The following is a 25572-nucleotide window of genomic DNA, read 5'->3' on the forward strand; positions in this document are numbered from 1 at the left end:
AATGAAATCCAACAAAAAGATGTGGGTATGGCTCGGTGCCGGCGTGGCATTGGTTGCGGTGGTCGCAACCGCCACGCTCTCTCTGGGCGTGTACAACGTGGCCGCCGACGATCCGCATAGTCGCCCGGTGTATGCGCTACTTGAAACGGCGCGCGAGCGTTCCATTGAGGTGCGCGCCGCCAAGCTTCAGCTACCCACGAACCTTGATGATCCTGAGCGTATCCGCCAGGGTGCGGGCAACTACAACGCCATGTGCGTGACCTGCCATCTTTCACCAGACGCGGCGGCCACCGAGATGAGCAAGGGCCTGTACCCCGCGCCACCGAACCTAAGCAAACAGCCGGTCGCTCCAGCTGAGGCGTTCTGGGTGATCAAGCACGGCATCAAGGCCAGCGGCATGCCCGCTTGGGGCGGCAGCATGGACGATGAGTTCATATGGAACATGTCGGCCTTCCTGCAGAAGTTGCCCACGCTGGACGCGACTGCGTACAAGGAACTTGTCGACAGCAGCGAGGGCCATTCGCATGGCGGCGGCGAGACGCAAGGCCACCATGACGACGAAAAGGCCGAGGATCACCCTGCCTTATTCGAGCCGGGCAACAACTCCATGCCGCATGCGCACCCGCCGGGCGTGGACGACGATCACCACGGCCCGACACCCAGCGACACGGAAGTCGGGTTGGTGAGCCACGGCCATCCCGACGGCAAGGTGGAGTCGCACCCTGCACCACACACGCCCGTGGCCGATGACGGCCATGCGCACCCCCATTGATCTTCTTGGAGCCCACGCAATGAACGCAACAGCAATCTCGTTCACCCTCGCACTGGCACTGGCCGTCGTGTCCCCCGCAATGGCGCAGGCGACACAGCCGCACGCACATCACCCCGCTGCCGCGGCATCTGCGGACGTCGACGTCCCAGTCACTGCAGAGGCCGCGGTCGCCGTAGCGGAGCGTTTCAACAGGGCCCTGTCTAGCGGCGATCTGGCCACGGTCGAAGCCCTGCTCGCTGCCGACGTTCTCATCCTCGAGTCCGGGGGCGCCGAACGCAGCCGCGAGGAATACATGGGCCATCACGCAGTCAGCGATGCGGCGTTCCTCAAGGGCGCCCATCGCCAGCTGCTCCGTCAGCGCGCACGAGCCGCTGGCGAGTTCGCGTGGGTCGGAACCGAAAGCGAGTTGCATGCCCAGAAGGACGGCCAGCCACTGACCGTCCAGAGCGACGAGACGATGGTGCTGAAGGAGACCGCGGACGGCTGGCGGATCGTCCACATCCACTGGTCCTCGCGGACCAAGCGCTGAGTCGAGAGATTGAAATGACTACGCTCACATTGCACCGTCTGACTTTTGTGGTCCTTGCCGTGGCTGGTCTGGGTGCTTGCACCCAGGATGCTTCATCCGCGCAACCCACAACCTCGCCCTCCGCACAGGTTGTCGTCCAATCAGCCGACGCGACTCCAGCAGCCCTGCCACGCATGACCGTCCACAAGACCCCGACCTGCGGGTGCTGCGGTGTCTGGATCGACCACGTGCAGAAGGCGGGATTCACCGTGGATGTGCACGACATGGATGACCTGGGTCTGGTCAAGGAGCGGTTGGGTGTCCCCTATGCAAAGGGCTCCTGCCACACGGCCGAGATCGGCGGATACGTCATCGAAGGCCACGTTCCGGCCGCGGACATCAAGCGTCTCCTCGAAGAAAAGCCGAACGCACGCGGCCTGGTCCTCCCAGGGATGCCGCTTGGTTCTCCGGGCATGGAGGTCCCGGAGGGACGCCAGCAGCCGTTCACGGTCGAGCTGATACATCGCGACGGAACCACTGAACCGTTCGCACAGCACTGATCCGTCGCAGCAACAGGGGACGGTGTTGCGGGCGCGCCGATTCTCGCCCGCGAGGAAGAAGGAGAACTACATGACTCACCATTCCGCAGCACACCGGCCCCAGGCCATGAACGAGTGCATCGACAACTGCACGCAATGCCATGCGATCTGCCTGGAGACCATCAACTACTGCCTGACCAAAGGAGGTGTTCACGCGGCCCCGGAGCACATCGCGCTGTTGGCGACGTGTGCCGATACCTGCGCAACCAGTGCCGACGCGATGCTGCGCGGTGCCAGCGTTCACGACGTGGTTTGCGGTGCCTGCGCGGAGATCTGCCGCCAGTGCGCCGATGCATGCGACGCCATGAACGACCCTGAGATGACGCGCTGCGCCGAAGTTTGTCGCCGCTGCGCGGAAAGCTGCAGCGCCATGGCAGCGTAATGCGTCGAGGATCCCGCCTGAGCCGGTGGGATCCTCGTCTCGCGAAAGCGGAAGTATCAAGAAAATCCGACAAATCGTGGTTTCAGTGACAGTCCGACATCTAACGCTTGTCGCATCGAACACAGCGCGGCCCCTCCCGAACGGGCTTTGCATCACATTCCAATGAGGATTTATCCATATGAAGTCGTCCAACGTCATTCGCTCCTTCGCGCTCGTCCTCGCAATCGCGGCCGGGCAGTTTTCGCTGCAGGTCGCGCACGCCCACGCCGCGCTGCAGCAGTCCACACCGGCGGCAAATGCGGTGGTGGCCTCGCCAGGCCAGATCGATCTCGTGTTCAACGAGACATTGATTCCGCGGGCGTCGCGTCTCAAGTTGCTCATGAAGCACGGCAGTTCCACCATGCCGATCGAGAATTTCACGACCGAGATCGTCAACAACGGCAAGACCCTGCGTGCCAAGTTGCCTGGACCGCTGGCTCCGGGCGTCTATACCGTGGAATACCGCGCCGTCGGTGGTGACAACCACCCCATGCCGGGCAGCTTCAGCTTCACGGTGCGCTGAGGAGTCGCGAATGTTCGACCTGTCGGCTTATGCACTGAGATTCTTGGAATACCTTGTCATCATGGTTCTTTTCGGGGTTCCACTCTTCGGTTGGTACGGGTCGCGTCGATCGGCACTCGCCGACGCCTTGGCCGGGTGGTCACTCATGGGCGTTCTATTGGCGGGTGCCGTAGCCGGTCTCGTGCTCACCGGGCTCGATGTCGTCTTCAAGACCGCGGGCATCATGGGAATGCCGCTTGCCGAGGTTGATCGCGCATCGCTTGGCTGGTATCTGCTCGAGACGTCCGCGGGCCGGGCAGCCATGGCGAGAGGCGCGCTGCTGGTCGCCCTGATGTTCGTGCTCGGATGGCATCGTCGCCGCGGGAAGGTGGAGACCGCCTTCCCGCTGGGGGCGATGCTGGCGGGCGGCGCACTCGCTTCGCTGGCATGGAACGGCCACGCCGCCGCTGGCGAGGGCTTGGCAGGCGCGGTCCGGCTTGCTGCAGGCATCGTCCATCTTCTCGCGGCAGGCGGCTGGATCGCAGCGGTCCTGATGTTCCTTGCCATGCTGCTGCGCGGCAAAGAGACGAACGGCAGCGGGCGTCTGCGATCAACGCATGACTTTCTGCATGGTTTTTCGACACTGGGAACGATCTTCGTTGGTGCGCTCATCGTGTCCGGCATCGCGCACTACGGGGATCTCACCGCGTGGTCGTTTTCGGCCCTGTTCCAGAGCACCTACGGGAAGTTGCTGCTTTTCAAACTGGCCCTGTTCGCTGGAATGCTGGGTTTGGGAGCGCTGCACCGATGGACGCTGGTGCCGCGCTTGGAACGAGCGCTGACCAGCGGAGATCCCGCGCAGGAGGTGCGGGCTTTGCGGCAGAGTGTTACGGCTGAGGCCGCGCTGGCCATCTTGATCCTGATTGTTGTTTCAGTGCTCGGGACGCTCAGCCCCGAATAGCTGTGTAACCCGCAATGGCACACTGCCTTGGCAGTCCATCCCCACTAAAGCGAGCATCGGCATGAACTCACCGTCGTCCCATGACCATCACCATTCTGCAGGCGCAGCCCCTGTCGAGGCTGCGGATGGACGGGTCATCACCAATCCCGTCCGCTATACGGACGATGCTCCCCAGCAAGTTGAAGTGACCGCCCCAGCAGCGGTGGCCCAACCCAGCGGTACCCACGCCACGGTCTACACCTGCCCGATGCATCCGCAGATTCGTCAGCCAGGTCCCGGCACCTGTCCGATCTGCGGCATGGCGCTGGAGCCGGAGATGCCCTCGCTGGAGGAGGACGACAATCCAGAGTTACGCGATTTCACCCGAAGGTTCTGGTGGACGTTGCCTTTGACGTTGATCGTCCTGGTCTTGGCCATGCTGGGACACCGTCTGCCCGGCTTGTCCACGCAGGCGCGCACCTGGATTGAGCTCGTGCTGAGCGCCCCGGTGGTGCTCTGGGCGGGGTGGCCTTTCTTTGAGCGCTGCCTACAGTCCATCGGCAATCGCAGCCCCAACATGTGGACGCTGATCGGCATCGGCGTGGCCGCCGCGTTTGGCTACAGCGTGGTGGCCACCGTGGCACCGGACCTGTTTCCGGACTCTTTCCGCGAGCATGGACGGGTAGGGGTCTACTTCGAGGCGGCAGCGGTCATCGTCTCGCTCACCCTGCTCGGACAGCTGCTGGAACTGCGGGCGCGTTCCAAAACCTCGGCGGCCATCAAGTCCCTGCTGGGATTGGCGCCCAAGACGGCTCGCCGCGTCAAACCCGATGGGGGCGAAGAGGACGTTGCGCTGGATCACGTGCACGTGGGTGATCTGCTTCGCGTACGACCGGGCGAGAAGGTGCCGGTCGATGGGGAAGTCATCGAAGGCCGCGCCAGTGTCGATGAGTCGATGCTGACCGGTGAACCCATTCCGGTGGAGAAGGCTGTCGGTGATCACGTTATAGGCGCCACGCTCAACGGGACGGGCGCCTTAGTCATCCGGGCGGACAAAGTCGGATCCGGGACGGTACTGGCGCAGATTGTGCAGTTGGTAGCCCAAGCCCAGCGCTCCCGCGCGCCGATGCAGCGTATGGCGGACAAGGTGGCGTACTGGTTTGTCCTGGCCGTGCTGGCCACGGCGGTGCTCACGTTCTTCGGATGGGGTCTGTTTGGACCCGAACCGTCCTGGACCTTTGCCGTCCTCAATGCCGTATCGGTTCTGATCATTGCTTGCCCGTGTGCCTTGGGTTTGGCTACCCCCATGTCGATCATGGTCGCCACTGGCCGCGCTGCGCAGGTCGGGGTCCTGTTCCGCGATGCTCAGGCGATCGAGCAGCTACGTCTGATCGACACGTTGATCGTGGACAAGACCGGTACGTTGACCGAGGGGCGTCCAGCCTTTCGCGACACGCTCTCCAACGCCGGCTTCGACGCCGATCAGATCCTTTGTTTGGCCGGCAGCTTGGAGCAGGGCAGTGAGCACCCCTTGGCCGAGGCCATCGTGGCTGAAGCCCAGCGACGTGGCTTGAACCTGGTGGCCGCCCAAGATTTTGATTCGCTCACCGGCCAAGGCGTCCGCGGGCGCGTGTCCGATCAGGATGTCGTGCTCGGCAACCAAAGCCTGATGGCGTCGGTTGGCGCCGATGTAGCACCTTTGCAAAGCAGCGCCGAGCGTCTTCGGAAAGAAGGCGCTAGCGTGATGTTCCTGGCGGTCAATGGTCGGTTGGCCGGCGCCATTGCGGTGGCTGATCCCATCAAAGCCACGACCTTGCCTGCCTTGAACCTGCTACGTGCCGATGGCCTGCACGTGGTGATGGCCTCCGGTGACGCACAGGCGACGGCCGAGGCCGTGGGGCGCACGCTGGGCATCGAGGATGTGCGTGGTGGCGTCAAGCCGCAGGACAAGGCCGACCTGGTCCAGCAACTCAAAGCCCAGGGTCGTCGCGTGGCCATGGCTGGCGATGGCATCAACGATGCGCCGGCCCTGGCGGCAGCCGATGTGGGCATCGCGATGGGGACGGGCACGGATGTGGCCATGTCCAGCGCCCAGCTCACCCTGGTCAAGGGTGATTTGAGGCGCATCGTGCAAGCCCGTGCCATCTCGTCTTTGACGGTGGCCAATATGAAGCAGAACCTGGGCTTCGCCTTCGTCTACAACGCCATCGGCGTGCCTATCGCCGCCGGCTTGCTGTATCCCAGCTTCGGCCTTTTGCTCAGTCCGATGATGGCGGCCCTGGCCATGAGCCTGAGCTCGGTTTCGGTGGTCACCAATGCCCTGCGTTTGTCCGGCTCCACCGTTGTTGCCACCCCCCACCCTGACCGCGCCGATGAGCCTGCGCGCGGCCATTCCTGTCACTGATGGCTCATATCCCACAAGGAGTACTGCAATGAAGCGTTATGCCTCCCTCTCGATGATGGCCTTGTTCCTGATGGCGGGCGCGGCCTTCGCCGGCGGCCAGACCACCACGCCCACCACCGACCACGGTCAGCACAAGCCGGCGGCGGCCGATGCCGATTTCACCAAGCTCGATGCCAACAAGGACGGCTCGCTGTCCAAGGAAGAACTGGCCAAGCACAAGCTGGCGCCGCACTTTGGCATGCTCGATAGCAACAAAGATGGCAAGCTGAGCCCGCAGGAATTCGCTGCCGGCAAGGGTATGTAAGTGTTCTCAGCCCGGGAGCTGTTCCAACAGTTCGCGGGTTCTTCCGCCGTTCTGCCATTCCCACGGAGATTGTTATGTCCTCTTCGCACGGTACGCACGAAAACGCGCAAGACCCGCAGTCCCAGCACGCAAAACCGCACGCCTCACACCAACCTGCCCACCAGGCACAACAAGGGCATCAAGGCCATTACGGCCGCCTGTTGTTGATGATGGGCCTGTCTTTCGTGGCCATGTACGCATTGATGTACGCAATGGTCGATCAGTGGGCTAACGTCTATAACAACGTGAACCAGTTCTACATGGCGGGCCTGATGGCCGCTCCCATGCTGCTGATCGAGCTGTGGCTAATGTCCAGCATGTACCCCGATCGCCGACGCAATCTGATTCTGGCTGGTCTGACGGTGGCGTTCATGCTGTTCTGCTGGTGGGGCATTCGCACTCAAGCAGCGGTCACTGACAAACAGTTCATCCGTTCGATGATTCCCCACCACGCTGGCGCCATCCTGATGTGTGAGGAGAATCGTCTGAAGGATCCTGAGTTGGTGAAGCTCTGCCAGGACATTATTACCTCGCAGACACAGGAGATCGCGCAAATGAAGCAGTTGCTGGCTGAGCGTTCCCATTAGCTCACTGCCTTTTGCCAGCCGATATCACTTCACTGAGCCTGCGCACTGACCATTCGGTGGATCAAACGCGCGGCCACACGTGCGGTGGCTTGATCCGGATCCAGGGGCGGACACAGTTCCGCCACGTCGACCACACGTACCTTGCCCGAGGCCATGACCAGATCCAGCAGGGCTTCCAGGACCTCCAGACTCACCCCGCGTGGGTTGGGGGCGCTCACGCCCGGGGCCACCACCATTGAGTACGCCGGCAAGATCACCAGCGGCTTGGGTAGCTACACCCAGTGGCGTGGCTTGGGCTCACTGCGTATGGGCAAGAACCGTTGGACCGGCGTCTATTCGGCGCAGTACATCGGCAGCGCGGACGACATCATCGCCGTGCCCGACACGATCGGCTCGCATGTGTCCAGCGTGGTGTACCACAGCCTGCAACTGAGCTACGGCATCAAGAAGAAGTGGGATATCTCCGCCGGCGTTGAAAAAGTGCTCGATAAGAAGGCGCCGTTCGTGAAGAACAACCCCAACACCGACACCGACACCATGACGTACGACTTGCTGGGTCGTCGCTGGAATGTCCGCTTTGGTTACCACTGGTAAGCCACGATCACGAGGAGCTACACATCATGAGAAACACGCAACTATCCGCCACACTACTGCTGTTCGCTGTGGCCGGCAGTGCCGGTGCGCACGACCTGTTTGTCGCTTTCTCCAAGCCTGGCACCGCAGCGGGCGAGGCGAACACAGCGTTGGTGAACAATGGCACCTTCGATGAAAGTGCAGGTGCAGTCACCCGAGCGCGTCTACAGGACGTTTCGCTGAGTCAGGGCGGCGCTAAGGCTGCACCGGACTTGGCCAGTTGGAAAGAGGTCGGCAAGCAGAGCCAGCTCACCGTGCATCCGGCGGGCGAGGGCACCTATCTGCTGGGGGTCTCGACGATGGCCTCCACCAGCACGCGTACGGCCAGCGAGTTCGGCAAGTACCTGGAGTTGGAAGACTTGCCCGATACCCTGGCCACCTATGATGCGAGCAAGTTTCCCAAAGGGGTCACCTATAGCTATACCAAGCATGCTCGTACCATTGGACAGGTGGGCACAAAACTGACCGACGATTTCGCTGCCTCGCTGGGCTATCCGCTGGAGATCCGCTTGGCCCGCAATCCTGGAAGCGTGAAGGTCGGCGAACAGCTGTCGTTCCAGGTGCTGCAGCAGGGCACGCCAGTGCCCAACCTACGCGTGTACGTCGGTCATCGTGCTGACGCACCGGTCAAGGGTGGGCACGGTAGCGCTACGCTCCTGCGCACCGATGCCCAAGGCCAAGCCAGTTTCCAGGTGACCACCGCCAAGACCTGGTACATCCACACCAATCACATTGTGCCCTCTACACAAAAGGGTTTGGATTTTGTGTCGGATCGGGCGTCGCTGAGCTTTGAGATTTCCCCGCACGCCGGGCACTGATAAGTAAGCATGTAGGCGGTACTCTCCCCTTTGACGCCAGTCATGACTTCTTCCATGACTGGCGTCTTTTTGTGGGGACTTACCTCAAGTGCTCAGTCTGTCTCTCATTGGTCGCCCCGCGCCGCGCGCAATCCACGTCGCCGCACTAGATAGAACGCTGCGGGAATCACCACCATAGAGAGCACCGGTGCGGTGAGCATGCCACCCAGCATCGGCGCGGCGATACGTTGCATGACCTCCGAGCCGGCACCGGCACCGACGAAAAGCGGAAACAACCCGGCCAGGATGACGGCTACCGTCATCGCCTTCGGGCGCACCCGTTGCACGGCGCCTTCGTAGATAGCCTCTTGCAGGGTAGACACATCTTCCGGCGCACCGCTGGCCAAGCGCTGCTCCCAGGCATGACGCAGGTACAGCAGCATGATGACGCCGAACTCAGCCGCAACGCCGCCCAGGGCGATGAATCCGATCATGCTGGCCACCGAAATCGCATGGCCCAGCCCCCAGATCAACCAGAAACCGCCCACCAACGCCAAGGGCAAGCTGAGCAGGATGATGGATACATCGCTAAGCCGGCGAAACACCATCCAGATGACCAGGAAGATGATCGCCAACGCCGCGGGCACCACCCATTGCAGGCGTGCCAAAGCCCGTTGCAGATACTCGTACTGCCCCGACCACGCCAGACCATAGCCGGCAGGCAAACTCACCTGGGTCTGCACCGCGGCTTGCAGGTCCTGGACCACCGATCCCAAGTCGCGATCGGCCACATCCACGTAGATGTAGCCCACCAACCGGCCGTTATCGCTCTTGAGCATCGGCGGGCCTGGGCTGATTGACAGCTCCGCCACCTGGCTCAAGGTCAGTTGCACACCGCCTGGCGCGATCAGCGGCAGATCCTGCAAGGCCTGCAACGAGTCACGCTGGCCACGGGGGTAGCGCAAGACGATGGGATAGCGTTCGCGCCCCTCGATCGTTTCCCCGATTGGATCACCGCCAACGACCGTGGCAATCAGTTGCTGGAGTTGGCCTTGAGTGAATCCGTAACGTGCAGCGATTTCCGGGCGCACCTGTACATCGACATAGCGCCCACCCGTGACGCGTTCGGCCAGTGCCGAACTCACGCCGGGCACAGTCTTGGCCACCTGCTCGATCTGCTGGCTCAGGCGCTCGATCTGCTCCACATCGGGTCCGGAGACCTTGATCCCAATCGGGCTCTTGATGCCGGTGGCCAACATATCGATGCGATTGCGAATGGGCGGGACCCATAGGTTGGTCAGACCGGGAATCTTGACCGCTGCGTCCAACTCCTGGCGTAGCTTCTGGGGGGTCATGCCCGGGCGCCATTGATCCCGCGGCTTGAAGGTCACGGTGGTCTCAAACATTTCGATCGGTGCCGGATCGGTCGCACTTTCGGCACGGCCCGCCTTGCCGAACACGTGCTCAACCTCCGGTACGGTCTTGATCATCCGGCCCGAGAGCTGGAGCAACTGACGGGCCTTGTCGGCGGACAGGCCGGGCAGGGCCGTGGGCATGTACAACAGGCTGCCTTCTTCCAAGGGCGGCATGAACTCACTGCCCAACCGGCTAAAGGGGATCAAGGTGAGCACTAGCAGCAGGCCGCTGAGCAGCAAGGTGACACCGGGATGTTTGAGGACCCACAGCAGGATGGGCCGATAGCCAGCGATCAGGATGCGATTGATGGGGTTCTGCTGTTCCGGGCGGATGCGGCCGCGGATCAGGTAGCCCATCAAGACGGGGATCAAGGTCACCGACAACCCTGCTGCGGCGGCCATCGCGTAGGTCTTGGTGTAGGCCAGAGGCGAGAACAATCGCCCTTCCTGCGCCTGCAGGGCAAAAACCGGCACGAAAGACAGGGTGATGACCAGCAAGCTGGCGAACAGGGCCGGTCCGACCTCGGCCGCCGAGCGGGCCATCAGCTGCCAGCGCTCCTCACCCTGAGGTTCCCGGCCGTGCGCCTCCCGCCAGTGCTCCAGATGCTTGTGTGCATTTTCGATCATCACCACCGCTGCATCGACCATCGCACCAATGGCGATGGCGATGCCGCCTAATGACAGCAAGTTGGCGGAGATCCCCTGGGCGTGCATCACGATGAAGGCCGCCAGGATACCCAAAGGCAGGGTGATGACGGCCACCAACGCCGAGCGTAGGTGCCACAGGAACAGCAGGCATACCAGCGCTACGACCAGAAACTCTTCGCCAAGCTTGTGGGTGAGGTTGCGTACCGCATCCTGGATCAGCTCGGAGCGGTCGTACACCGGCACCACTTCCACGCCCTCGGGCAAGCTGGATTGCAACGCCTGCAGTCGCGCTTTGACGTTCCGAATGGCCCCCAAGGCATCCTTGCCGGTCCGCAGGACGATCACGCCGCCGGCCACCTCACCTTGACCATCCAACTCTGCGATACCACGACGGAAGACCGGCCCGCGACTGATCGTGGCCACCTCGCCGAGCAGGACGGGGATGCCGTCGTTGCCGGTTACCGGCACCTGTTCGAACGCCTCCTGTGTGCGCAGGTAGCCTTCGCTGCGCACCATCAGTTCGGCTTCGCCTTGTTCGATCACCGAGCCCCCGGTAGCGCCGTTGGCCGCATCCACCGCCTCGATGAGCTCGGCCACCGTCAGTCCACGGGCCGCCAACGCCTGCGGATCGGGCTGGATCTGCCAGGCGCGCACCGCACCGCCCACACTGGCTACTTCAGCCACGTCCGGCACGGTTTTTAGCTCATAACGAAGAAACCAGTCCTGCAACGCACGCAGCTGCCCCACATCACGTTGACCTGTCCGATCCACCAAGGCGTACTGGTAGATCCAGCCCAGTCCTGTCGCATCAGGACCCAGCGCCGGATTCACATTCGGCGGAAGTCGATCGCGTACCTGGCTCAAGTACTCGAGCACTCGAGAGCGCGCCCAGTAAAGATCAGTGGCATCGTCAAACAGGATGTAGACGAATGAATCACCGAAGAAGGAGAAGCCGCGTACCGCCTTCACGCCCGGCACGGACAACATCGTGGTGGCCAACGGGTAGGTGACCTGGTCTTCGATGATGCGCGGGGTTTGCCCCGCCCATTGCGTGCGGATGATGACCTGGGTATCGGACAGGTCCGGCAGCGCATCCAGCGGCGTGTTCTTTACCGACCAGATACCGACCACCGCCAGCAGCGCGGCGGCAACCAGCACCAGCACGCGATTGGCGATGCAAGCATGGATCAGGCGCGCGATCATGGTGTGCCCTCCATCGCTTCGGACATGACCTCGCTTGCCTGGCAATCAGCGGCTGCGGCGGGGCCGAACTTGGGTACCAACTGCATATCCATGAACGGTGACTTGCCCGGCTTGTCGAAATGCTTCTCCGGCACCATCGGGTCATACCAGTACTGCACCGGGCAGCGCGGCGGCGTAGAGGTGGAGGTGTCTGGCGCGACAGGCGCCGGCTGTCTGGACGGTGACGGCACGACAGTGCGTGGTTCGTGCCCGGCGTCATGGCGCTCGTGCACACCTGATGCGCTGGCAGGGCGTGTCGGTTGTGCAGCACCCAGGCGCTCCAACGCACCGGAGAGACTGGCTTCGGAGTCGAGCAAGAACTGACCCGAGACGACCACGCGTTCACCACCGGCCAAGCCTGCCACGATCTGCGTGCGCCCTTGCACGCTACGTCCCACACTCACCCGCACTGGCCGGAAGCTCCCGTCCGGATCCTGCACGATGACCCGGCTGTCCCGCCCGGTGGCGATCAGCGCCTCCGTGGGAACGACTGGCAGGGCCTGCTCGGCGTCGGGCTGCACCAGAACCTCGGCGAACATGCCCGGCACCAGCCGACGCTGCGGGTTGCGCAGCACAATTCGCGCCCGCTGCGTGCGACTAGCCATGTCGACCTGGGGAAGCAACGCCTGGATCTGTCCGGCAAAGCGCTCTGCCGGCCAGGCACTGACCGTGGCCTGCACTGAGGTCCCCGGCCGCAAGGTGCCCAGCGCTGCCTGGGGTACCGAGGCCTCCAGCCACAACGTGTCCAGCCCATTGATCTTGAACAGTGGCGTACCGGGCATCACCGTCTGTCCCTCGCGTGCCAGGATCTCGGTCACGACACCACTGTGGTCTGCGCTAAGCACGACGCCACTTCTGGCCGAGGCGCCAGAAGGAACACCCAACGAACGCAACCGTTGTTGCGCCGCACCCTGCAGCTCACGCGCGCCCGCGGACTGAGCTTGGCTCAGGGCATGTGCTTCGGCGATGGCCGCGTTCCATGCCGGGGCCTGCACGGTGGCCAGCGTTTGACCACGACGAACCTCGGTAAACGGCGCCTTTACCTGCACGTGGGTGATCAAGCCTTCCATGCGCGCACTGATCACGCTTTCCTGGGTCAGATCCCACGTCAGTGTGCCCGGCACGCGTACGGCAGTCCCTAGTAACTCTACCGTCACTTCCTGAGTGCGTATGCCCACGTTCTGCTGCAGGCGCGGATCGATCTGCGTTCCGCCCCCTATGGCCTCATCTGCGTATTTGGGCAGCAACTCCATATCCATGAACGGAGATTTGCCCGGCTTGTCGAATCGCTGCTCCGGCGCCATGGGGTCGTACCAGTACAGCACCTTGCGTGCTTGATCTGCGACGCTCGTGCCGGGGGGCGGGGTGGTATCAGAGGTTCGAGTCATCCAGGCGTAGCCGCCGGCAAAGCCGAGCGCCAGCAACCCGAGGGCCACGGCGAGCTGTGTGAGACGCGTCTTGGTCGGGCTCATGGCGTGTTCTCCTCATGGGGTAGCAGATAGGCCAGTGCCGCCCAGGCACGGCCCTGTTCGCCCAGCAGACGGGCGTTCTCCAGGTGCAATTCGATCTCATCGCGCCGCGCTTCCAGCCACGGCTGCAGGTCGGCACCGGCGCCGTAGGCGGCCAACGCCGTGCGTGCACGATCGCGCGCCAAAGGCAGGCTCTGCGTGTTCTGGCGCTCCAACTGGCCGGTTAACCCGCGCCATCGCGCTATCGCGCGTTGCACCGACTCGGCTTGGATGCGCCGGGCCTCATCGCGCTCTGCGGACACCGCCTCCAGCTCGGCCCGCCGTGCCGCGATGCCTCGTGCTTGGCGGTTCTTCTGGAACAGCGGCAGGCCCACACCCACTTCCACCATGAGCATGTCGCTGCGCGCCATGCCGTCGGGTGCGCGCTCGCGACGTCCGTAGGTGAGCTCCACACTCCAATCCGGGCGGGTTTCGGCCACGGCCGCATCCACCTGGGCCTGGGCTAAGCTCTCGCGTGCCTCCCAGCCCAGTAGTGGCGTGTGTTGGTCCAGTTTGGCCAGCAGTTGGGTGGGCTCCAATGGCAACTGCGAAAAATCCGGTGCCGCACCACTGGCCAAGATCGCCTCTGGTGCAATACCCAACCACCGCGCCAGGCCGGCCTGCGCGGCGGCGTGCTCCGCATGTACCTGCTCCAGGCGATTGTCCAACTGCAGTAGGGCGGCCTGGGCGGCAAGCACATCACTGGCCCCGGCCGTGCCGCCTGCCAAGCGAGCACGCGCCGCACGCTCGGCTATACGGGCCGGCTCGCGCAGACCTTCCAACGCATCTACGGCTTGCTGCGTACTCCACAGCTCGATCCAGGCCAGCGCGGCCGCTTGGGCCACCATCTGCTGTTCGGCCATCGACAGTGAGCGCGCTTGCGCCAGCGTCGCTTGCGCCAACGCGTGCTCGGCACGTCGTTTCGCACGCGCAGGAAACTCCTGCATCAGACCGATTTGCTGGGTGGTCATCTCATCGGCCCGCAAGCTGAAGGCATCGGGTCCGCTGACGGGCCAGTTCGCCAGCCCCACGATCAAACGTGGGTCGGGAAGCGCGCCAGCACGCGCGGCTTCTTCGGTACTGGCATCGATCTGCGATCGGCGCACGTGCAGGGTTGGGGCGTTAGCAAGCGCCCGTTGTAGGGCTTCTGTGTAGCTGATCGGGATAGCGGGCGATGCCGCCAGCACAGGACCACTGAGCGCCAGGGCAAACACGAACCCACACGCCATCTTGCGCCTTGCACGCAAGAAGAAAGACATCTCCATAAGACCTCCGGGAAACGACAACGAGCGCGCTGCAACGCATGCAGCACGAGCACGGGTCAATCCAGGAGGGGGCTTAAATCAGCAGGCTACAGAAGCGCTGCAGGGGAGGCGGATCGGACACGCACACCGGAACATCCCGATACAACTGCGCGTGTACCGGTGGCAACAGAGCCTGCACCAGCGCGAAGGCGGCCAGCGCGGGCTGGTAAGGCACTTGAGGGGCCTTCGCATCGGCCGTGGCGATGTGATCGCGCTGGCAATGCTGGTCGCACAACGCCGGAGCATCGGGATCCGGCGTGGACATCTCTTCGCAACCGACCATCAGGGTCGCTTGTCCAGCTTCCACCGATTCCAGCGGACAGGCGTAAGCCACCAGCGCGAGTTGCTGCAGCAGCAGCGCCCACAGTCCCAGCCATGCCAGTCGGGCACGAGAACGGGGTCGCCGCCACCGCCTCAGCAGCCTCACCATGACAGCTCCCGCACGCCCGAAGCAGCGCCTGCGGACGCTGGGCAGATCAGGGCAGGGGACGTGCGAGCTCTCATGATGGCCAGTCTAGCCCTCTTGGGGCCGACTGTCATTGATCAGGATCAAGCCCTCGCGCGGACTCAGCGGTGGCATCCGCCGCAGCAGGAGGATGCGACGGCCGGGGCGGCCGGCGTACCAGCCTCAGAAGGGAGCACCGCAGCGATCACATAGCCTTGCCGCTGGATAGCCTCAACCGCCTGTTCTACGGCAAGCAGGCCCTCGATCTTGACCACGCCACTGCCCAGATCGACGTCCACCTGGGCGTGGGGGTCAAGGGCCTGAATGGCTTGGGTGACCGTTCGGACACAGTGACCACAGGTCATACCTTCAACAACGAGATTCATGGACAACCCTCCAAAAGCATCGGCGGTTTGCCGACGGCGTGACGATGAGCCTTCCCACGGTGGGAAGGTCAAACGACAGGCAAGTTGAGTGGTAATCCGTCCCGCGTTGTTGACCTTCCCATCATGGGAAGGCTCAGGCTACCTGCTCGTTCCTATTGGCCCTCACTCCATGGACATAACGCTCACTTATGCGAATTAAGTTATTGATTATATTACATTAATACAGGAATCGCAAGGTCTGTAGTTGCACCGTGCCCTGGCCGGCCACAAACGCGATAAGCTAAGCATTCCTTAGTGCTAGTCATTCTTGATGTCATGACGATGCCATCTGAGCGCACCCGCAATGTGCTGCAGGCGGGCGCGTTCCTCAGGCAGCTAGCGGCCAGCCAAGCCGTGCCTAAAGAGGTGCGGCAAGAGGCATATCGACTGCTGCGGCACTATCCAACCGTCAGCGACATCGAGGCGATTGCTGAGCACGAAGAGCGGCTGCGAGCGCTGACCCAGTCGGCCTTCGTACGACCCTACCTGAGCAGCGAGATCGAGGCGGATTGGTTCTCCGGGTACCCGCTCGGCCCTCATCGCATCTGACCATGAAGCAACCGAGCAGGCCGCGTGGAAGAGGGACTACGTCTGCGGAGACAGCGCTGGAGGCTTCCTTTGAACGGGCCCGCGACAGTGCGGCCGAGGAACGCGCATTCTTCAAGCGACTGATGGATGCGATCGTGTACGTGCATGCGCCCATCTCGGACGACGCGCAGACACTGCGGCTGGTCCAGTTCCGCCATCCTGACGGTTTCGATGCGATCCCTTTCTTTACCTCGCTCGACAAGGCGCAGGCGGCCAGCTCGTCTGCTGTCAGAATTCTGGGAGTTTCAGGCCGTGAGCTGCTAACCGGTACTCGCGGCGCGACGTTGATGCTCAATCCCAACTACGGCGGCGTTGTCCTGTACCCGGAAGAGGTTGCGACATTGTTGGATACGGGCTTTCTGGCCAGGGTGGAACGTCTGGCGCCGGCGGAGTTCGCGGTGAGACCTGCCCAGGCCGCGCCGGCTTGGCTCGCTCCGGCCATCAGCGGCAGCCTTGAGCACGCCGACTTCGTCTCGTCGGCCTATCTCCTGGAAACTCACTCGTCAGGGGGCGTCGAACAGCCTCCCGGTCTGTTGATCTGGCTGGTGGTGGACCTGGCTTTCGCCGAGCGGGCGGCTCGTCTGGTGACCACCGCCATACAGCCCTTATGCTCAGATTTGGACGTCATCATCGACTTGGCGGTCCACGACGTATCGCTGCCTTTGCCGGCGGGCTTGGATGATCCCCAGATCCTGCCCATATTTTTTCACGAGAATCAAGCCAACTTGAGCACAGCTCATCGGCCTATGAGCCCTGAAGATAAGCTACTAGCACTCCTTCCGGGATTGACCGAGGAAGAGAAGGAACGGCGGACCCGCGAGGGTATGGCCGACGTCGACGCTGGACGTACGATCCCGCACGAGGAACTACTGCAATGGATCAGGCGACGGTCAGAGCCTTCTTGAAGGTTTCCGTTGGGTCAGGAGCGTGGAAACTCTTGAATCCAATATTCAAGAAGGGCACGCGTGCCTGAGCAGTACTCCAGGAATGCCTGTGTCACGCGGCTTCTGGTTCAATCAAGCCTAGGTCTGTAATCCACGAACTGCCTGACGTCGAGGGGTGTTTCCTCGTTGAATCATGGTGTTAGAGACGATTCGGCTGTTTTTCTCACGAATCCCTGCCGACCTTCTTGAAAAACTGAACCAGACCTACCCAAACGCTTCCGTAAGGCAGGTGGTGAGAGGGCAGGTTAAGCACATCAGGGATAGCAATCCCAAGGAGATAGAAGCGCTATGACAGGAGGCCAACGATCAACTTCCTACTATCGCCGAGCTAAAGAGGGTCAGTGCGGTTGATCCAGAGTTCCGGATGGAAAACAGCTTCTTTGGGCCCAAGCCAGTCATCACCGCCCGCATCATCAACCGCTCAACACTGCCATTGAGCGAAGCGAGCTGGAATGCGGCGCTGTACATCAGCTACATCCACACGCGTCGAGCTGGAGATGATCCCTGAGACAGCAATGGACTTTACGGACAAAGCCTATCTAAGTGCCGATCTTCAGAAGCGCATTGATTTCCTTGAGAACCAACTCAAGCAAGCGAGCGAGTTCGAAGATGTCTGATGCTACCAAGCCCCGCCGGCGGATCACCCTCCGGCGGGGCTTGGTAGCGGTACCGACGTTCACCCCCGCCAAAGAGGACCATTACACAATGCGCCCGTCCATCCTCGCCTTGGACTTAGAAGGAACGCTGATTTCCAACGCTGTAAGCCAGATCCCGCGCCCGGGCCTCTACGAATTTCTGGAGTCGGCAAAGTCGCTCTTTGAGGGTCTAGTCATCTTCACCACAGTTCCGGAGCCTAGATTTCGCGAGATTGCCGACCTATTGGCTTGCGAAGGAGCGGCCCCGGGTTGGTTTGCCCGCTTGCCATACATAGACTGGACTGGGCCGACGAAGGATCTTGCCAACGTTTCCCAGCCCATCGGCTCTGCATGGCTACTAGATGATTACGCCCCCTATGTACAACCGGGACAGGAACATTGCTGGGTCCCGGTTCAACTGTTTTGTTCTCCTTACCCCGAGGACGACGCGGGACTGGACGATGCCATCGAGGCAATCCGTAAGCGACTGAACGAGTACTAGAGGGCCATCTCTTGGCCAGCGTCCAATGGGCCACAGGCTCGCCGGTCAACCAAGGTCCAGCGCTTCGTTGGAGAACCGTCGATATAGACCTGGGGGGGCGTTTACCGCGATAGAGTCCTGAGCCCCCTCAAACCATCTCATGGACCCGTGGCAGCTGGTCGGTCTACTCAGACTAGAAGCTAAAGCTGCCAACTGCCGCTAGGTTCCAGCCAGTACGCCATGCCCAGCGGCAGGAAAGTCTCCATTGCAACGTCCAGGATCAACGGCTGACGCCAACCCTGACCAGGCAAGAAGCAAAAATCCTTCCGGGCGAGGGTTCCAGCTTGCTCGCGTCCAGCTAACCAGATGCATCTGCGTTTTATCTCGCGATCAAGTGCTCGCCTCGCGGCATGCTCATCCAAACCGCTTTGTATGAACTCCGAGGCAGAATTTCGCATGCTCGCCCACAGCACGTAGCGCTTACGCCCCAAGCTGAGCGCATTCCATTCAGGCGATCCAATCGACTGAAGCCCGTCGCCTAGCTTCGGGTCCAACCGATGCTTCCGCAGAAGGTTTGCCAAGTACGCTCGAGCTTCGGTGGATGCCAGTGAAATTCCGAGATTCCGCCTCGCACTGGGCGTGCACTCAGCCGCCCACTGGGTGAGCGACCGGGTCAATGCCGACTCAAGGTTCAAGTCACTGCGAGACCACGGAGATTTGTAGGACCAAGCCAGGGGCTCATACAGAGATCTTGCGGCAAGCCGAGAACATTCGACTGGTTCGCGATGGAGGACGCGCAGCGTCGCAAGCGTGTCAAGTGCCTGCGAGGCCAACCCCTCAGCAGCTACCGGCGAACTAGCCGTTCTTGAGCGCTCTAGCGCGCACCACGCGCACGCAAGAAAGGGACCTATTGAACGAACGAAATTGTCCAGTTCTGGCCAGGGCGCGATGAGGGTCGGTTGGCTAACGACATAGGCCACACAGCCCTCAAATCGCGATACCAGTTGTCAGGATATCAACCTGCCCACAGACTGTCTATCTGACTTTCCGATATTGACCCTTAGGTGTTCTCTCCAGTTCAACGATATCTGAACATCCGATATCCTAGCCGTGCAGCGAATGAGCGGGGAGCGCCCCGGCGCACGACGCAGAACGTTACCGCATGTTGGGAGAGCCGAAATGATGCGCACCAGCGCTAGCCACCCGTTACTGATTGCAGAGTTGCCTGTTGGAGCCCATGGAGGCGGCATAGGGGTGACATTTGCGCCAGGCAAGTACCAGGAAGTCGCCATGACTGGAGCATGGGCGAGAGACCTAGATGTGGACGTCTCGGCTATTCAGGACTGGGGTGCCACTCACCTAGTCACCTTGCTTGAGCCTTGGGAGCTCAAGGACCTTCGAATCGAGAGCTTACCGGCGATAGTGGCGGGGAAGGGCATCTCTTGGCATGGACTGCCAATCACTGATGGAGCCGCACCAGACGACAGACTCCTCAAAGATTGGCTACAGCTAAGTGCTGAGCTCGTCGCTGACATGCTGAGCGGTCAAAGGATCGTGGTCCACTGCAAGGGGGGGTTGGGACGCGCGGGAACGGTCGCTGCCATGCTTTTGCTGCAGTCTGGCGAGGCCAAGCGGGCATCGGATGCCATCCACATGGTGCGGCATGCCAGGCCAGGCGCAATCGAAACGATTGCTCAAGAGGAGTTCCTAGAGTACTGGGCGCAGAGCCTTCACCCGGGCGGAGCTTGACCACTCAGGTGCGCAGTCAGGAACTCAAGGACGAGTTGCCTGTGGATCCAGAACTCGAGGGCTTCTTAGGTCTGGATCCAGAAATCGACGGCGTCTCCATAGTGGATCTTCGCGAGGGTTCAGGGCACATCAAAAATTCGCTGCCTCGAAAGCTAAGAACCTTGCTGTCGCACGAATCAGGGTCTTGTGCTGGGGCCGGACCAGCGCTATCGCTGACTAAGGCAGGGCAACCTCCAGGGACTGTACTGCGACGGCGCGATCAATAGACATCTGTCAGATGTATCGCCACCACTATCGATCTAATGAATGCTGACTCAGCCGATGCGTGCTGCCTTAGGAGTTACGATCTGACTGCACTCGTGGCCGAGGCGAAACGCCACGACGTACAGGACCGTGGCATCCATCGGCATACCTGAGCCCATCCGAATGACGACCTTACGCTGACCGTGCGACAGTGATACTCCCAGTTCCCGCAGGACCTCAATGCGCTGCTGCAGCCCGTCGTAGATGTCTAGCTTGTCGACTTCTGAATACAGGTCTTGGCAGTCGCGATACTCACGGTAGTAGTCGACCAGTGCAGCAAACTCGCTCGCCGCCTCGCGCGACAGCTCGAAAGCCGGTTCGGACAGATCCATGTCGCACGAAACGATCAGGCTGGCCAGCTCGCGCCCAGCAGCAAGCGGGGACACCGCCAGGGTGATGTAGTCGCGCTCAAACTGCGCTTGCGCCGCCTGCAGTTCCTCGTCTGTCGGCAGCGAGAAAGGCTTGTTGAGTGCATCGATGTCATTGAAATCGAAGGCGCGCGCCAGTGCGCGACGGGTGTCGAAACTGGCCGAGTCACCCTGCTCAACCCGCTGAACTGTTCGCACGTTCAGGCCCGAGATCTCGGCCAATTGTTCTTGCGACCAATGACGCAACTGGCGGAACTGGCGAATGCAGGCGCCAACCTCAGCAGCGGTAAGCAGGCGAGGCGGGGTCTTGGTGGTCATAGAAGATAACTCCGGAGGGGTAGGGAGCCCAGATTAGGAGGGTGCCGAACTTGGAAACATGACAGTCGCCCGACAGGCCCCCGACACAGATCAACTGCCAGGACTTGCCCCAACGAGAAATCCGGGGCAACTGCTTATGCGCCCGTGATGTTCTCCCCGTGCCCCCAGAGGGGGGCGAGGCCCAACTGCCTAGTCACTCACCACAGACCCCACCCTAGACGCGCAGGCGATCCGGGACAGCTCTATGGCGAGGGCTGATGGGGGGTCAATGGCTCCAACTCTGGCAAAACACCCCCAAATTGATGATGCAGTGCATTCATCCATGCCAGAACTGGTTCGCCTGGCCACAGGTGCGCCAGATTCAGAAGGGTTAGCATGGCAAGCGCATTGCTGTTCATGGCCACCCCCGCCAGAAGCGCGCCCGGGTAGCCATTTAACTGCCTTGCCAAGGGGTGAATCCCGGCATGGAGATAGGAGTTCAAGCCGACATAAAGGCATTGTCTGGCTCTGCCCAACAACTGTGATGCTCCTCGGGGCCCAGAGGACTCAAGCTTTACGAGCATGTCCTGAACGCCAGGGAGCCTCTTTGCCGCTTGCTGACTCTCCAGAGTCAGGGGCGCAAGAAGCTTCTCGATGTCGGTGTCGGTAGCTGCATAACATGCCCAGGTTGCACGCACGAGGGCCTCATACTGGGGCCGGACCAGCGAGATTGCTGACTGGGGCAGAGTAGCGATCAGGGACTGTACTGCCACGGCGTGATCAAGGGACATCTGGCAAAGTGCCGCCACCGCCGTCGATCTTCGGTCACGTCCATGCTCTATCTCCATCCAAGCGGCTCGAATTTCACCCAAGAGCTCTAAGGAGCCCTCCAGCACAGACGCCCGATCCTGGTCAGCCGATTGAGGCACAAGTCATCCTAGAATCGTGATCTGCAGGCAAGAGTAACGGCTCGTCCATCGGGCAAAGCCCTCAGTTGGCCGGCTGGGCTGCAGCATCTGTTAGCCGGTAATCTCTGCATTGCATCATCCGTGCATCAGCAATTTCTGCGTTGCGTCAGTCGCAAGTCAAATTTTTCTGCAATGGACCGTCTTGCACTGAAATTTTATTCCTCAAAAGCTGAAATCTCTGCAATGGCACCCTAAGAATGTCTGCGATGAACAGCGTTCTGGTCCGCGCGCGATTGCTTCCTATATTGCAACCATACGCTCAGCCAGCCAACCGCCGGGATCCATGATCGCGCGAGCGGACGATCCCGGTCGCAAATGGCTGGCTGCCGTCACTCTCGTGGCTTTGAGCGATCAAGGGGAGCAGTCTGGCCCACGTGTCGAACAGAAGCCTTGGATCTTGGTGGATCAGAAGCGAAACCCGCAGCGCATCTTCCATCGCCTTGAGGTAGCCGCGGCGTATCTCAAGTGCGTTCTCGCAAGCATTGGGGCGACCAAGAATTTGTGTGATCGCGGAGGCCATAGCAGTCTGGACAGGAGGGGAGGGGAAGGCGATAGTCTGCAAACGTCTAGACGATCCCGCAATGAGCATCCTCAACGTTCTCCTCACTCGTGACCACCTCGTCGTCGCAGCGGATACCCTGGCAGAGGATGCTCTCACAGGGGCGTATTCCGCGGGGGCAAAGCTGCTGCTGATCCCTCAGCACAACGTAGTGCTTGCTGCGCGCGGGTCTACGCAATTCTTCCTGGGGGGCTCGCAGAATTCGGAAAAAATCGTACGCTAAGGTTTTCCGGGCATCCGTAGGGGCCGAAACTTCCCGTCTTCCAGTCTGCGGCTCTGCCGCCAGACGTAATCGCCGGTGAGGTTGATGTGCTCCCAGCCCAGCGGCGACAGGAATTGCAGCAGCTCGCCGTCCACCGGCTTGCCGGCCTCGACCAACCCCTGGGTGGCGCGCTCCAGGTACACCGTGTTCCACAGCACGATAGCCGCCGTCACCAGGTTGAGGCCGCTGGCCCGGTAGCGCTGCTGCTCGAAGCTCCGATCCCTGATTTCCCCAAGGCGGTTGAAGAACACCGCCCTGGCCAGCGAGTTGCGCGCCTCACCTTTGTTCAGGCCGGCATGCACGCGGCGGCGCAGCTCAACACTTTGCAGCCAGTCTAGGATGAACAGCGTGCGTTCGATCCGGCCCAGCTCGCGCAGGGCCACGGCCAGGCCGTTCTGGCGCGGATAGCTGCCGAGCTTGCGCAGCATCAGCGAGGCAGTGACGGTGCCCTGTTTGATCGAGCTGGCCAGGCGCAGGATGTCGTCCCAATGGGCGCGGACGTGCTTGATGTTCAGGGTGCCGCCGATCAGCGGCCGCAGCGTCGGGTAGGTCTGCACGCCCTGCGGCACGTACAGCTTGGTTTCGCCGAGGTCGCGGATGCGCGGCGCGAAACGGAAGCCCAGCAGGTGCATCAGGGCGAAGACGTGATCGGTGAAGCCGGCCGTGTCGGTGTAGTGCTCCTCGATCCGCAGGTCGGACTCGTGGTACAGCAGGCCGTCGAGCACATAGGTGGAATCGCGCACGCCGACATTCACCACGCGGGTGCTGAACGGCGCGTACTGGTCGGAGATATGGGTGTAGAACAGCCGTCCCGGCTCACTGCCGTACTTCGGGTTGACGTGTCTGGTGCTCTCGCCCCGGCCGCCAGCCCGGAAACGCTGGCCATCGGAGGATGAGGTGGTGCCGTCGCCCCAGTGGGCGGCGAAGGCATGCTGGTACTGGTGGTTGACCAGCTCGGCCAGGGCCGCCGAATAGGTCTCGTCGCGGATGTGCCAGGCTTGCAGCCAGGACAGCTTGGCGTAGGTCAGACCGGGGCTCGACTCGGCCATCTTGGTCAGCCCGAGGTTGATCGCATCACCGAGGATCGCGGACAGCAGCAACGTCCGGTCTTTGGCCTCGGCCCCGTCCTTCAGGTGGGTGAAGTGGCGGCTGAAGCCCGTCCAGTCGTCCACGTCCATCAGCAGTTCGGTGATCTTGATGCGCGGCAGTAACTGACTGGTCTGGTCGATCAGCGCCTGCGCCCGATCCGGCACCGCCGCATCCAGCGGGGTGATCTTCAACCCGGACTCGGTGAGGATGGCATCGGGCAGCTCGTTGTCCTTGGCCAGGCGGGCGACAGTGGCCAACTGCTCGTCCAGCAGCTGCAAGCGCTCTTCCAGATACTGGTCGCTGTTCGGGTTGATCGCCAGCGGCAGGGCCTGTTCCCGCTTGAGCGCGGCGAACTTCTCGGCCGGCAGCAGGTAGTCGTCGAAGTCGCGGAACTGCCGCGAGCCCTTGACCCAGATGTCGCCGGAGCGCAGGGCGTTCTTCAGCTCGGACAGGGCGCAGATTTCGTAGAAGCGCCGGTCGAGGCCTTCCGGGGTGATCACCAGTGGCTTCCAGCGCGGCTTGATGAAGGCGGTGGGAGCATCGGCCGGCACCTTGCGCAGGTTGTCGGCGTTCATCTCGCGCAGCGTCTGCACGGCTGCCAGCACGCCCTGCGCGGCCGGGGCGGCGCGCAGCTCCAATACCTCCAGCAGAGCCGGCGTGTAGCGGCGCAGGGTGGCGAAGTTCTCGCCGACCAGGTGCAGGTGGTCGAAGCCCTCCGGCCGGGCCAGCAGCTCGGCTTCGCTGACGCTCTCGGTGAACTCGTCCCAGGGGATCACCGCCTCGATGGCGGCATAGGGGTCGCTGCCGGCTTCCTTGGCCTCCAGCAGCGCCTGGCCGATCTTGGAGTACAGGCGCACCTTGTCGTTGATCGCCTTGCCCTGCTTCTGGAACTGCTGCTGATGCTTGTGCTTCGCGCCGCTGAACAGCTTGACTAGGATGCGGTCGTGCAGATCCACCAGCTCATCAATCACGGTTGCAGTGCTCTCCAGCACCACGGCGGCCAGGGTCGCATAGCGCCGCTGCGGCTCGAACTTGCCGAGGTCTTTGGGCGTCATCTGCCCACCCTCGCGGGCCAGCTTGAGCAGGCGGTTCTGGTGGATGTGCCGGCCCAGGACTTCGGGCAAGTCCACCAGCTGAAATGTCTTCAGCCGCTCGATGTGCTCAAGCATGTGCCGAGAGTTGGGTTTCAGCGGTGCCTGGCGCAGCCAGGTCAACCAGGTGATGCTGCTGCCGGCCTTGAGCTTCAACAGCTCGTCCAGCTTGGCCCGATGCGAGTCCGTGAGCGGTTCAACCAGGGCGCGGTAGACCCGCCGATTGGCCCGTGCAATGGCCTCCGAGCAAGCCCGGTCGATCACGCTCAACGCCGGCAGGATGCGTCGCTTCTGCCGCAGGCTCTCCAGCGCCTGGCCGGCCAGCAGCAAGCCCTTGTCGGTCTGCTGGGCCAGTTCGGTCAGCTCGCGCACCAGGGCGCGGAAGTCGGACAGGCCGAACGGGGCCAGTTGAAGGTAGGTGCGCAGTTCCTGGGCGTGCTCGCGACGGGTCACATCGCGCTCGCCGTACTTCGTCCAACTCGCCGGATCGGTCTGGACTTGCTTGGCCACCCACAGGATGACCGGTTCGGGCAGCTCGCTGTCAGTGCCCAACGCATAGCCGGGGTAGCGCAGCAGGCAGAGTTGCACGGCGAAGCCGAGGCGGTTGGCGTCGCCGCGCCGCTGACGGATCAGCGACAGGTCGGAGTCGTTGAAGGTGTAGTAGCGGATCAGGTCATCCTGGCTTTCTGGCAACGCGAGCAGGGTGCCCCGCTCCGTGGCCGAGAGGATCAAGCGACGCGGCATG

The 25572-nt window shown here is 62.2% G+C and carries 27 protein-coding genes; 17 read left to right on the forward strand and 10 right to left on the reverse strand.

Annotated features, from left to right (window positions below; genetic code table 11):
* Position 1 precedes the first annotated feature (1 nt).
* The 9 genes from ARC63_RS06185 to ARC63_RS06225 all read left to right on the forward strand — a co-directional run bounded on the left by ARC63_RS06185 (position 2) and on the right by ARC63_RS06225 (position 7076).
* Positions 2-772, forward strand: a complete 771-nt coding sequence (locus tag ARC63_RS06185) for a c-type cytochrome (RefSeq protein ID WP_005413420.1) — start codon at positions 2-4, stop codon at positions 770-772.
* A complete protein-coding gene (locus ARC63_RS06190) occupies positions 756-1301 on the forward strand; it encodes a nuclear transport factor 2 family protein (RefSeq protein ID WP_223224792.1) in 546 nt (181 codons plus the stop codon). Before ARC63_RS06185 ends, ARC63_RS06190 begins: the two co-directional genes overlap by 17 nt.
* A gap of 14 nt (positions 1302-1315) precedes the next feature.
* The gene (locus tag ARC63_RS06195) at positions 1316-1840 is read left to right on the forward strand and encodes a DUF411 domain-containing protein (protein WP_012480214.1); all 525 of its coding nucleotides are present in this window, start codon (positions 1316-1318) and stop codon (positions 1838-1840) included.
* Positions 1841-1910: 70 nt separating this feature from the next.
* A complete protein-coding gene (locus ARC63_RS06200; RefSeq protein ID WP_012480213.1) occupies positions 1911-2261 on the forward strand; it encodes a four-helix bundle copper-binding protein in 351 nt (116 codons plus the stop codon).
* 178 nt (positions 2262-2439) lie between these two features.
* Entirely contained in the window at positions 2440-2823 is a 384-nt protein-coding gene (copC, locus tag ARC63_RS06205) for a copper homeostasis periplasmic binding protein CopC (protein ID WP_005413416.1), read from the forward strand.
* A gap of 10 nt (positions 2824-2833) precedes the next feature.
* Complete coding sequence (gene copD / locus ARC63_RS06210; protein WP_017354978.1) at positions 2834-3763, forward strand: copper homeostasis membrane protein CopD; 930 nt, start codon at positions 2834-2836, stop codon at positions 3761-3763.
* Positions 3764-4010: 247 nt separating this feature from the next.
* Positions 4011-6146, forward strand: a complete 2136-nt coding sequence (locus ARC63_RS06215; protein WP_024957401.1) for a copper-transporting P-type ATPase — start codon at positions 4011-4013, stop codon at positions 6144-6146.
* 28 nt (positions 6147-6174) lie between these two features.
* Positions 6175-6450, forward strand: a complete 276-nt coding sequence (locus ARC63_RS06220; RefSeq protein ID WP_005413412.1) for a hypothetical protein — start codon at positions 6175-6177, stop codon at positions 6448-6450.
* A 74-nt stretch (positions 6451-6524) separates the two neighbouring features.
* Positions 6525-7076, forward strand: a complete 552-nt coding sequence (locus ARC63_RS06225; protein WP_031269107.1) for a DUF305 domain-containing protein — start codon at positions 6525-6527, stop codon at positions 7074-7076.
* A 29-nt stretch (positions 7077-7105) separates the two neighbouring features.
* On the opposite strand, the gene ARC63_RS06230 is transcribed toward ARC63_RS06225, so the two are convergent.
* On the reverse strand, positions 7106-7294 hold the full coding sequence (locus ARC63_RS06230) for an arginase family protein (protein WP_187756563.1): 189 nt from the start codon (positions 7292-7294) through the stop codon (positions 7106-7108).
* 46 nt (positions 7295-7340) lie between these two features.
* Here ARC63_RS06230 and ARC63_RS06235 point away from each other — a divergent pair, with 46 nt between their 5' ends.
* Together ARC63_RS06235 and ARC63_RS06240 are read left to right on the forward strand one after the other, a co-directional pair.
* Positions 7341-7670: a TonB-dependent receptor gene (locus ARC63_RS06235; RefSeq protein WP_223025135.1), complete on the forward strand. Its 330-nt coding sequence runs from the start codon at positions 7341-7343 to the stop codon at positions 7668-7670.
* Positions 7671-7696: 26 nt separating this feature from the next.
* Positions 7697-8527: a DUF4198 domain-containing protein gene (locus tag ARC63_RS06240; protein WP_005413408.1), complete on the forward strand. Its 831-nt coding sequence runs from the start codon at positions 7697-7699 to the stop codon at positions 8525-8527.
* 104 nt (positions 8528-8631) lie between these two features.
* On the opposite strand, the gene ARC63_RS06245 is transcribed toward ARC63_RS06240, so the two are convergent.
* From ARC63_RS06245 to ARC63_RS06265, 5 genes are all read right to left on the reverse strand, one after another.
* A complete protein-coding gene (locus ARC63_RS06245; protein ID WP_005413407.1) occupies positions 8632-11772 on the reverse strand; it encodes an efflux RND transporter permease subunit in 3141 nt (1046 codons plus the stop codon).
* Positions 11769-13283: an efflux RND transporter periplasmic adaptor subunit gene (locus tag ARC63_RS23775; protein WP_005413406.1), complete on the reverse strand. Its 1515-nt coding sequence runs from the start codon at positions 13281-13283 to the stop codon at positions 11769-11771. The genes ARC63_RS06245 and ARC63_RS23775 overlap by 4 nt, the downstream gene beginning before the upstream one ends.
* On the reverse strand, positions 13280-14578 hold the full coding sequence (locus ARC63_RS06255; protein WP_275942804.1) for a TolC family protein: 1299 nt from the start codon (positions 14576-14578) through the stop codon (positions 13280-13282). The genes ARC63_RS23775 and ARC63_RS06255 overlap by 4 nt, the downstream gene beginning before the upstream one ends.
* 79 nt (positions 14579-14657) lie before the next feature.
* Complete coding sequence (locus tag ARC63_RS06260) at positions 14658-15053, reverse strand: hypothetical protein (protein WP_005413404.1); 396 nt, start codon at positions 15051-15053, stop codon at positions 14658-14660.
* 137 nt (positions 15054-15190) lie between these two features.
* Positions 15191-15454: a heavy-metal-associated domain-containing protein gene (locus ARC63_RS06265; protein WP_021201833.1), complete on the reverse strand. Its 264-nt coding sequence runs from the start codon at positions 15452-15454 to the stop codon at positions 15191-15193.
* 294 nt (positions 15455-15748) lie between these two features.
* Here ARC63_RS06265 and ARC63_RS06270 point away from each other — a divergent pair, with 294 nt between their 5' ends.
* The 5 genes from ARC63_RS06270 (at position 15749) to ARC63_RS06285 (ending at position 19890) form a co-directional block, all read left to right on the forward strand.
* Complete coding sequence (locus ARC63_RS06270) at positions 15749-16042, forward strand: BPSL0761 family protein (protein WP_223224794.1); 294 nt, start codon at positions 15749-15751, stop codon at positions 16040-16042.
* Positions 16043-16044: 2 nt separating this feature from the next.
* The gene (locus tag ARC63_RS06275; RefSeq protein WP_049401588.1) at positions 16045-16986 is read left to right on the forward strand and encodes an SseB family protein; all 942 of its coding nucleotides are present in this window, start codon (positions 16045-16047) and stop codon (positions 16984-16986) included.
* 403 nt (positions 16987-17389) lie between these two features.
* On the forward strand, positions 17390-17533 hold the full coding sequence (locus ARC63_RS23410) for a hypothetical protein (protein WP_153855340.1): 144 nt from the start codon (positions 17390-17392) through the stop codon (positions 17531-17533).
* 101 nt (positions 17534-17634) lie between these two features.
* Positions 17635-18162 carry an NIF family HAD-type phosphatase gene (locus tag ARC63_RS06280; RefSeq protein ID WP_021201831.1) on the forward strand — a complete coding sequence of 176 codons (528 nt, stop codon included), beginning with the start codon at positions 17635-17637 and terminating at the stop codon, positions 18160-18162.
* Between the two features lie 1269 nt (positions 18163-19431).
* A complete protein-coding gene (locus ARC63_RS06285; protein WP_021201830.1) occupies positions 19432-19890 on the forward strand; it encodes a cyclin-dependent kinase inhibitor 3 family protein in 459 nt (152 codons plus the stop codon).
* A gap of 314 nt (positions 19891-20204) precedes the next feature.
* Here the strand turns inward: ARC63_RS06285 and ARC63_RS06290 are convergent, their stop codons facing one another.
* The 3 genes from ARC63_RS06290 to ARC63_RS22695 all read right to left on the reverse strand — a co-directional run bounded on the left by ARC63_RS06290 (position 20205) and on the right by ARC63_RS22695 (position 22346).
* Complete coding sequence (locus ARC63_RS06290) at positions 20205-20879, reverse strand: helix-turn-helix domain-containing protein (RefSeq protein WP_005413401.1); 675 nt, start codon at positions 20877-20879, stop codon at positions 20205-20207.
* 242 nt (positions 20880-21121) lie between these two features.
* Positions 21122-21706 carry a DUF6988 family protein gene (locus tag ARC63_RS23915; RefSeq protein WP_401750236.1) on the reverse strand — a complete coding sequence of 195 codons (585 nt, stop codon included), beginning with the start codon at positions 21704-21706 and terminating at the stop codon, positions 21122-21124.
* 379 nt (positions 21707-22085) lie between these two features.
* Positions 22086-22346, reverse strand: a complete 261-nt coding sequence (locus ARC63_RS22695; protein ID WP_049401600.1) for a hypothetical protein — start codon at positions 22344-22346, stop codon at positions 22086-22088.
* Positions 22347-22407: 61 nt separating this feature from the next.
* Here ARC63_RS22695 and ARC63_RS06300 point away from each other — a divergent pair, with 61 nt between their 5' ends.
* Positions 22408-22608: a hypothetical protein gene (locus ARC63_RS06300; protein ID WP_032966765.1), complete on the forward strand. Its 201-nt coding sequence runs from the start codon at positions 22408-22410 to the stop codon at positions 22606-22608.
* On the opposite strand, the gene ARC63_RS06305 is transcribed toward ARC63_RS06300, so the two are convergent.
* A complete protein-coding gene (locus ARC63_RS06305) occupies positions 22605-25571 on the reverse strand; it encodes a Tn3-like element TnAs1 family transposase (protein WP_005413400.1) in 2967 nt (988 codons plus the stop codon). The two genes, ARC63_RS06300 and ARC63_RS06305, sit on opposite strands and share 4 nt — an antisense overlap.
* Position 25572: the final 1 nt, after the last annotated feature.

Source organism: Stenotrophomonas geniculata ATCC 19374 = JCM 13324, from assembly GCF_001431625.1.
In the GTDB taxonomy this organism is placed as follows: Bacteria; Pseudomonadota; Gammaproteobacteria; order Xanthomonadales; family Xanthomonadaceae; genus Stenotrophomonas; species Stenotrophomonas geniculata.

What these genes read in the sequence shown, in the direction of transcription:
- ARC63_RS06185 (WP_005413420.1), top strand. Translation starts at nt 2, where the DNA reads ATGAAATCCAACAAAAAGATGTGGGTATGGCTCGGTGCCGGCGTGGCA.
- ARC63_RS06190 (WP_223224792.1), top strand. Translation starts at nt 756, where the DNA reads ATGCGCACCCCCATTGATCTTCTTGGAGCCCACGCAATGAACGCAACA.
- ARC63_RS06195 (WP_012480214.1), top strand. Translation starts at nt 1,316, where the DNA reads ATGACTACGCTCACATTGCACCGTCTGACTTTTGTGGTCCTTGCCGTG.
- ARC63_RS06200 (WP_012480213.1), top strand. Translation starts at nt 1,911, where the DNA reads ATGACTCACCATTCCGCAGCACACCGGCCCCAGGCCATGAACGAGTGC.
- copC (WP_005413416.1), top strand. Translation starts at nt 2,440, where the DNA reads ATGAAGTCGTCCAACGTCATTCGCTCCTTCGCGCTCGTCCTCGCAATC.
- copD (WP_017354978.1), top strand. Translation starts at nt 2,834, where the DNA reads ATGTTCGACCTGTCGGCTTATGCACTGAGATTCTTGGAATACCTTGTC.
- ARC63_RS06215 (WP_024957401.1), top strand. Translation starts at nt 4,011, where the DNA reads ATGCATCCGCAGATTCGTCAGCCAGGTCCCGGCACCTGTCCGATCTGC.
- ARC63_RS06220 (WP_005413412.1), top strand. Translation starts at nt 6,175, where the DNA reads ATGAAGCGTTATGCCTCCCTCTCGATGATGGCCTTGTTCCTGATGGCG.
- ARC63_RS06225 (WP_031269107.1), top strand. Translation starts at nt 6,525, where the DNA reads ATGTCCTCTTCGCACGGTACGCACGAAAACGCGCAAGACCCGCAGTCC.
- ARC63_RS06240 (WP_005413408.1), top strand. Translation starts at nt 7,697, where the DNA reads ATGAGAAACACGCAACTATCCGCCACACTACTGCTGTTCGCTGTGGCC.
- ARC63_RS06245 (WP_005413407.1), bottom strand. Translation starts at nt 11,772, where the DNA reads ATGATCGCGCGCCTGATCCATGCTTGCATCGCCAATCGCGTGCTGGTG.
- ARC63_RS23775 (WP_005413406.1), bottom strand. Translation starts at nt 13,283, where the DNA reads ATGAGCCCGACCAAGACGCGTCTCACACAGCTCGCCGTGGCCCTCGGG.
- ARC63_RS06255 (WP_275942804.1), bottom strand. Translation starts at nt 14,578, where the DNA reads ATGTCTTTCTTCTTGCGTGCAAGGCGCAAGATGGCGTGTGGGTTCGTG.
- ARC63_RS06260 (WP_005413404.1), bottom strand. Translation starts at nt 15,053, where the DNA reads ATGGTGAGGCTGCTGAGGCGGTGGCGGCGACCCCGTTCTCGTGCCCGA.
- ARC63_RS06265 (WP_021201833.1), bottom strand. Translation starts at nt 15,454, where the DNA reads ATGAATCTCGTTGTTGAAGGTATGACCTGTGGTCACTGTGTCCGAACG.
- ARC63_RS06275 (WP_049401588.1), top strand. Translation starts at nt 16,045, where the DNA reads ATGAAGCAACCGAGCAGGCCGCGTGGAAGAGGGACTACGTCTGCGGAG.
- ARC63_RS23410 (WP_153855340.1), top strand. Translation starts at nt 17,390, where the DNA reads ATGGAAAACAGCTTCTTTGGGCCCAAGCCAGTCATCACCGCCCGCATC.
- ARC63_RS06280 (WP_021201831.1), top strand. Translation starts at nt 17,635, where the DNA reads ATGTCTGATGCTACCAAGCCCCGCCGGCGGATCACCCTCCGGCGGGGC.
- ARC63_RS06285 (WP_021201830.1), top strand. Translation starts at nt 19,432, where the DNA reads ATGACTGGAGCATGGGCGAGAGACCTAGATGTGGACGTCTCGGCTATT.
- ARC63_RS06290 (WP_005413401.1), bottom strand. Translation starts at nt 20,879, where the DNA reads ATGACCACCAAGACCCCGCCTCGCCTGCTTACCGCTGCTGAGGTTGGC.
- ARC63_RS23915 (WP_401750236.1), bottom strand. Translation starts at nt 21,706, where the DNA reads ATGGAGATAGAGCATGGACGTGACCGAAGATCGACGGCGGTGGCGGCA.
- ARC63_RS22695 (WP_049401600.1), bottom strand. Translation starts at nt 22,346, where the DNA reads ATGGCCTCCGCGATCACACAAATTCTTGGTCGCCCCAATGCTTGCGAG.
- ARC63_RS06300 (WP_032966765.1), top strand. Translation starts at nt 22,408, where the DNA reads ATGAGCATCCTCAACGTTCTCCTCACTCGTGACCACCTCGTCGTCGCA.
- ARC63_RS06305 (WP_005413400.1), bottom strand. Translation starts at nt 25,571, where the DNA reads ATGCCGCGTCGCTTGATCCTCTCGGCCACGGAGCGGGGCACCCTGCTC.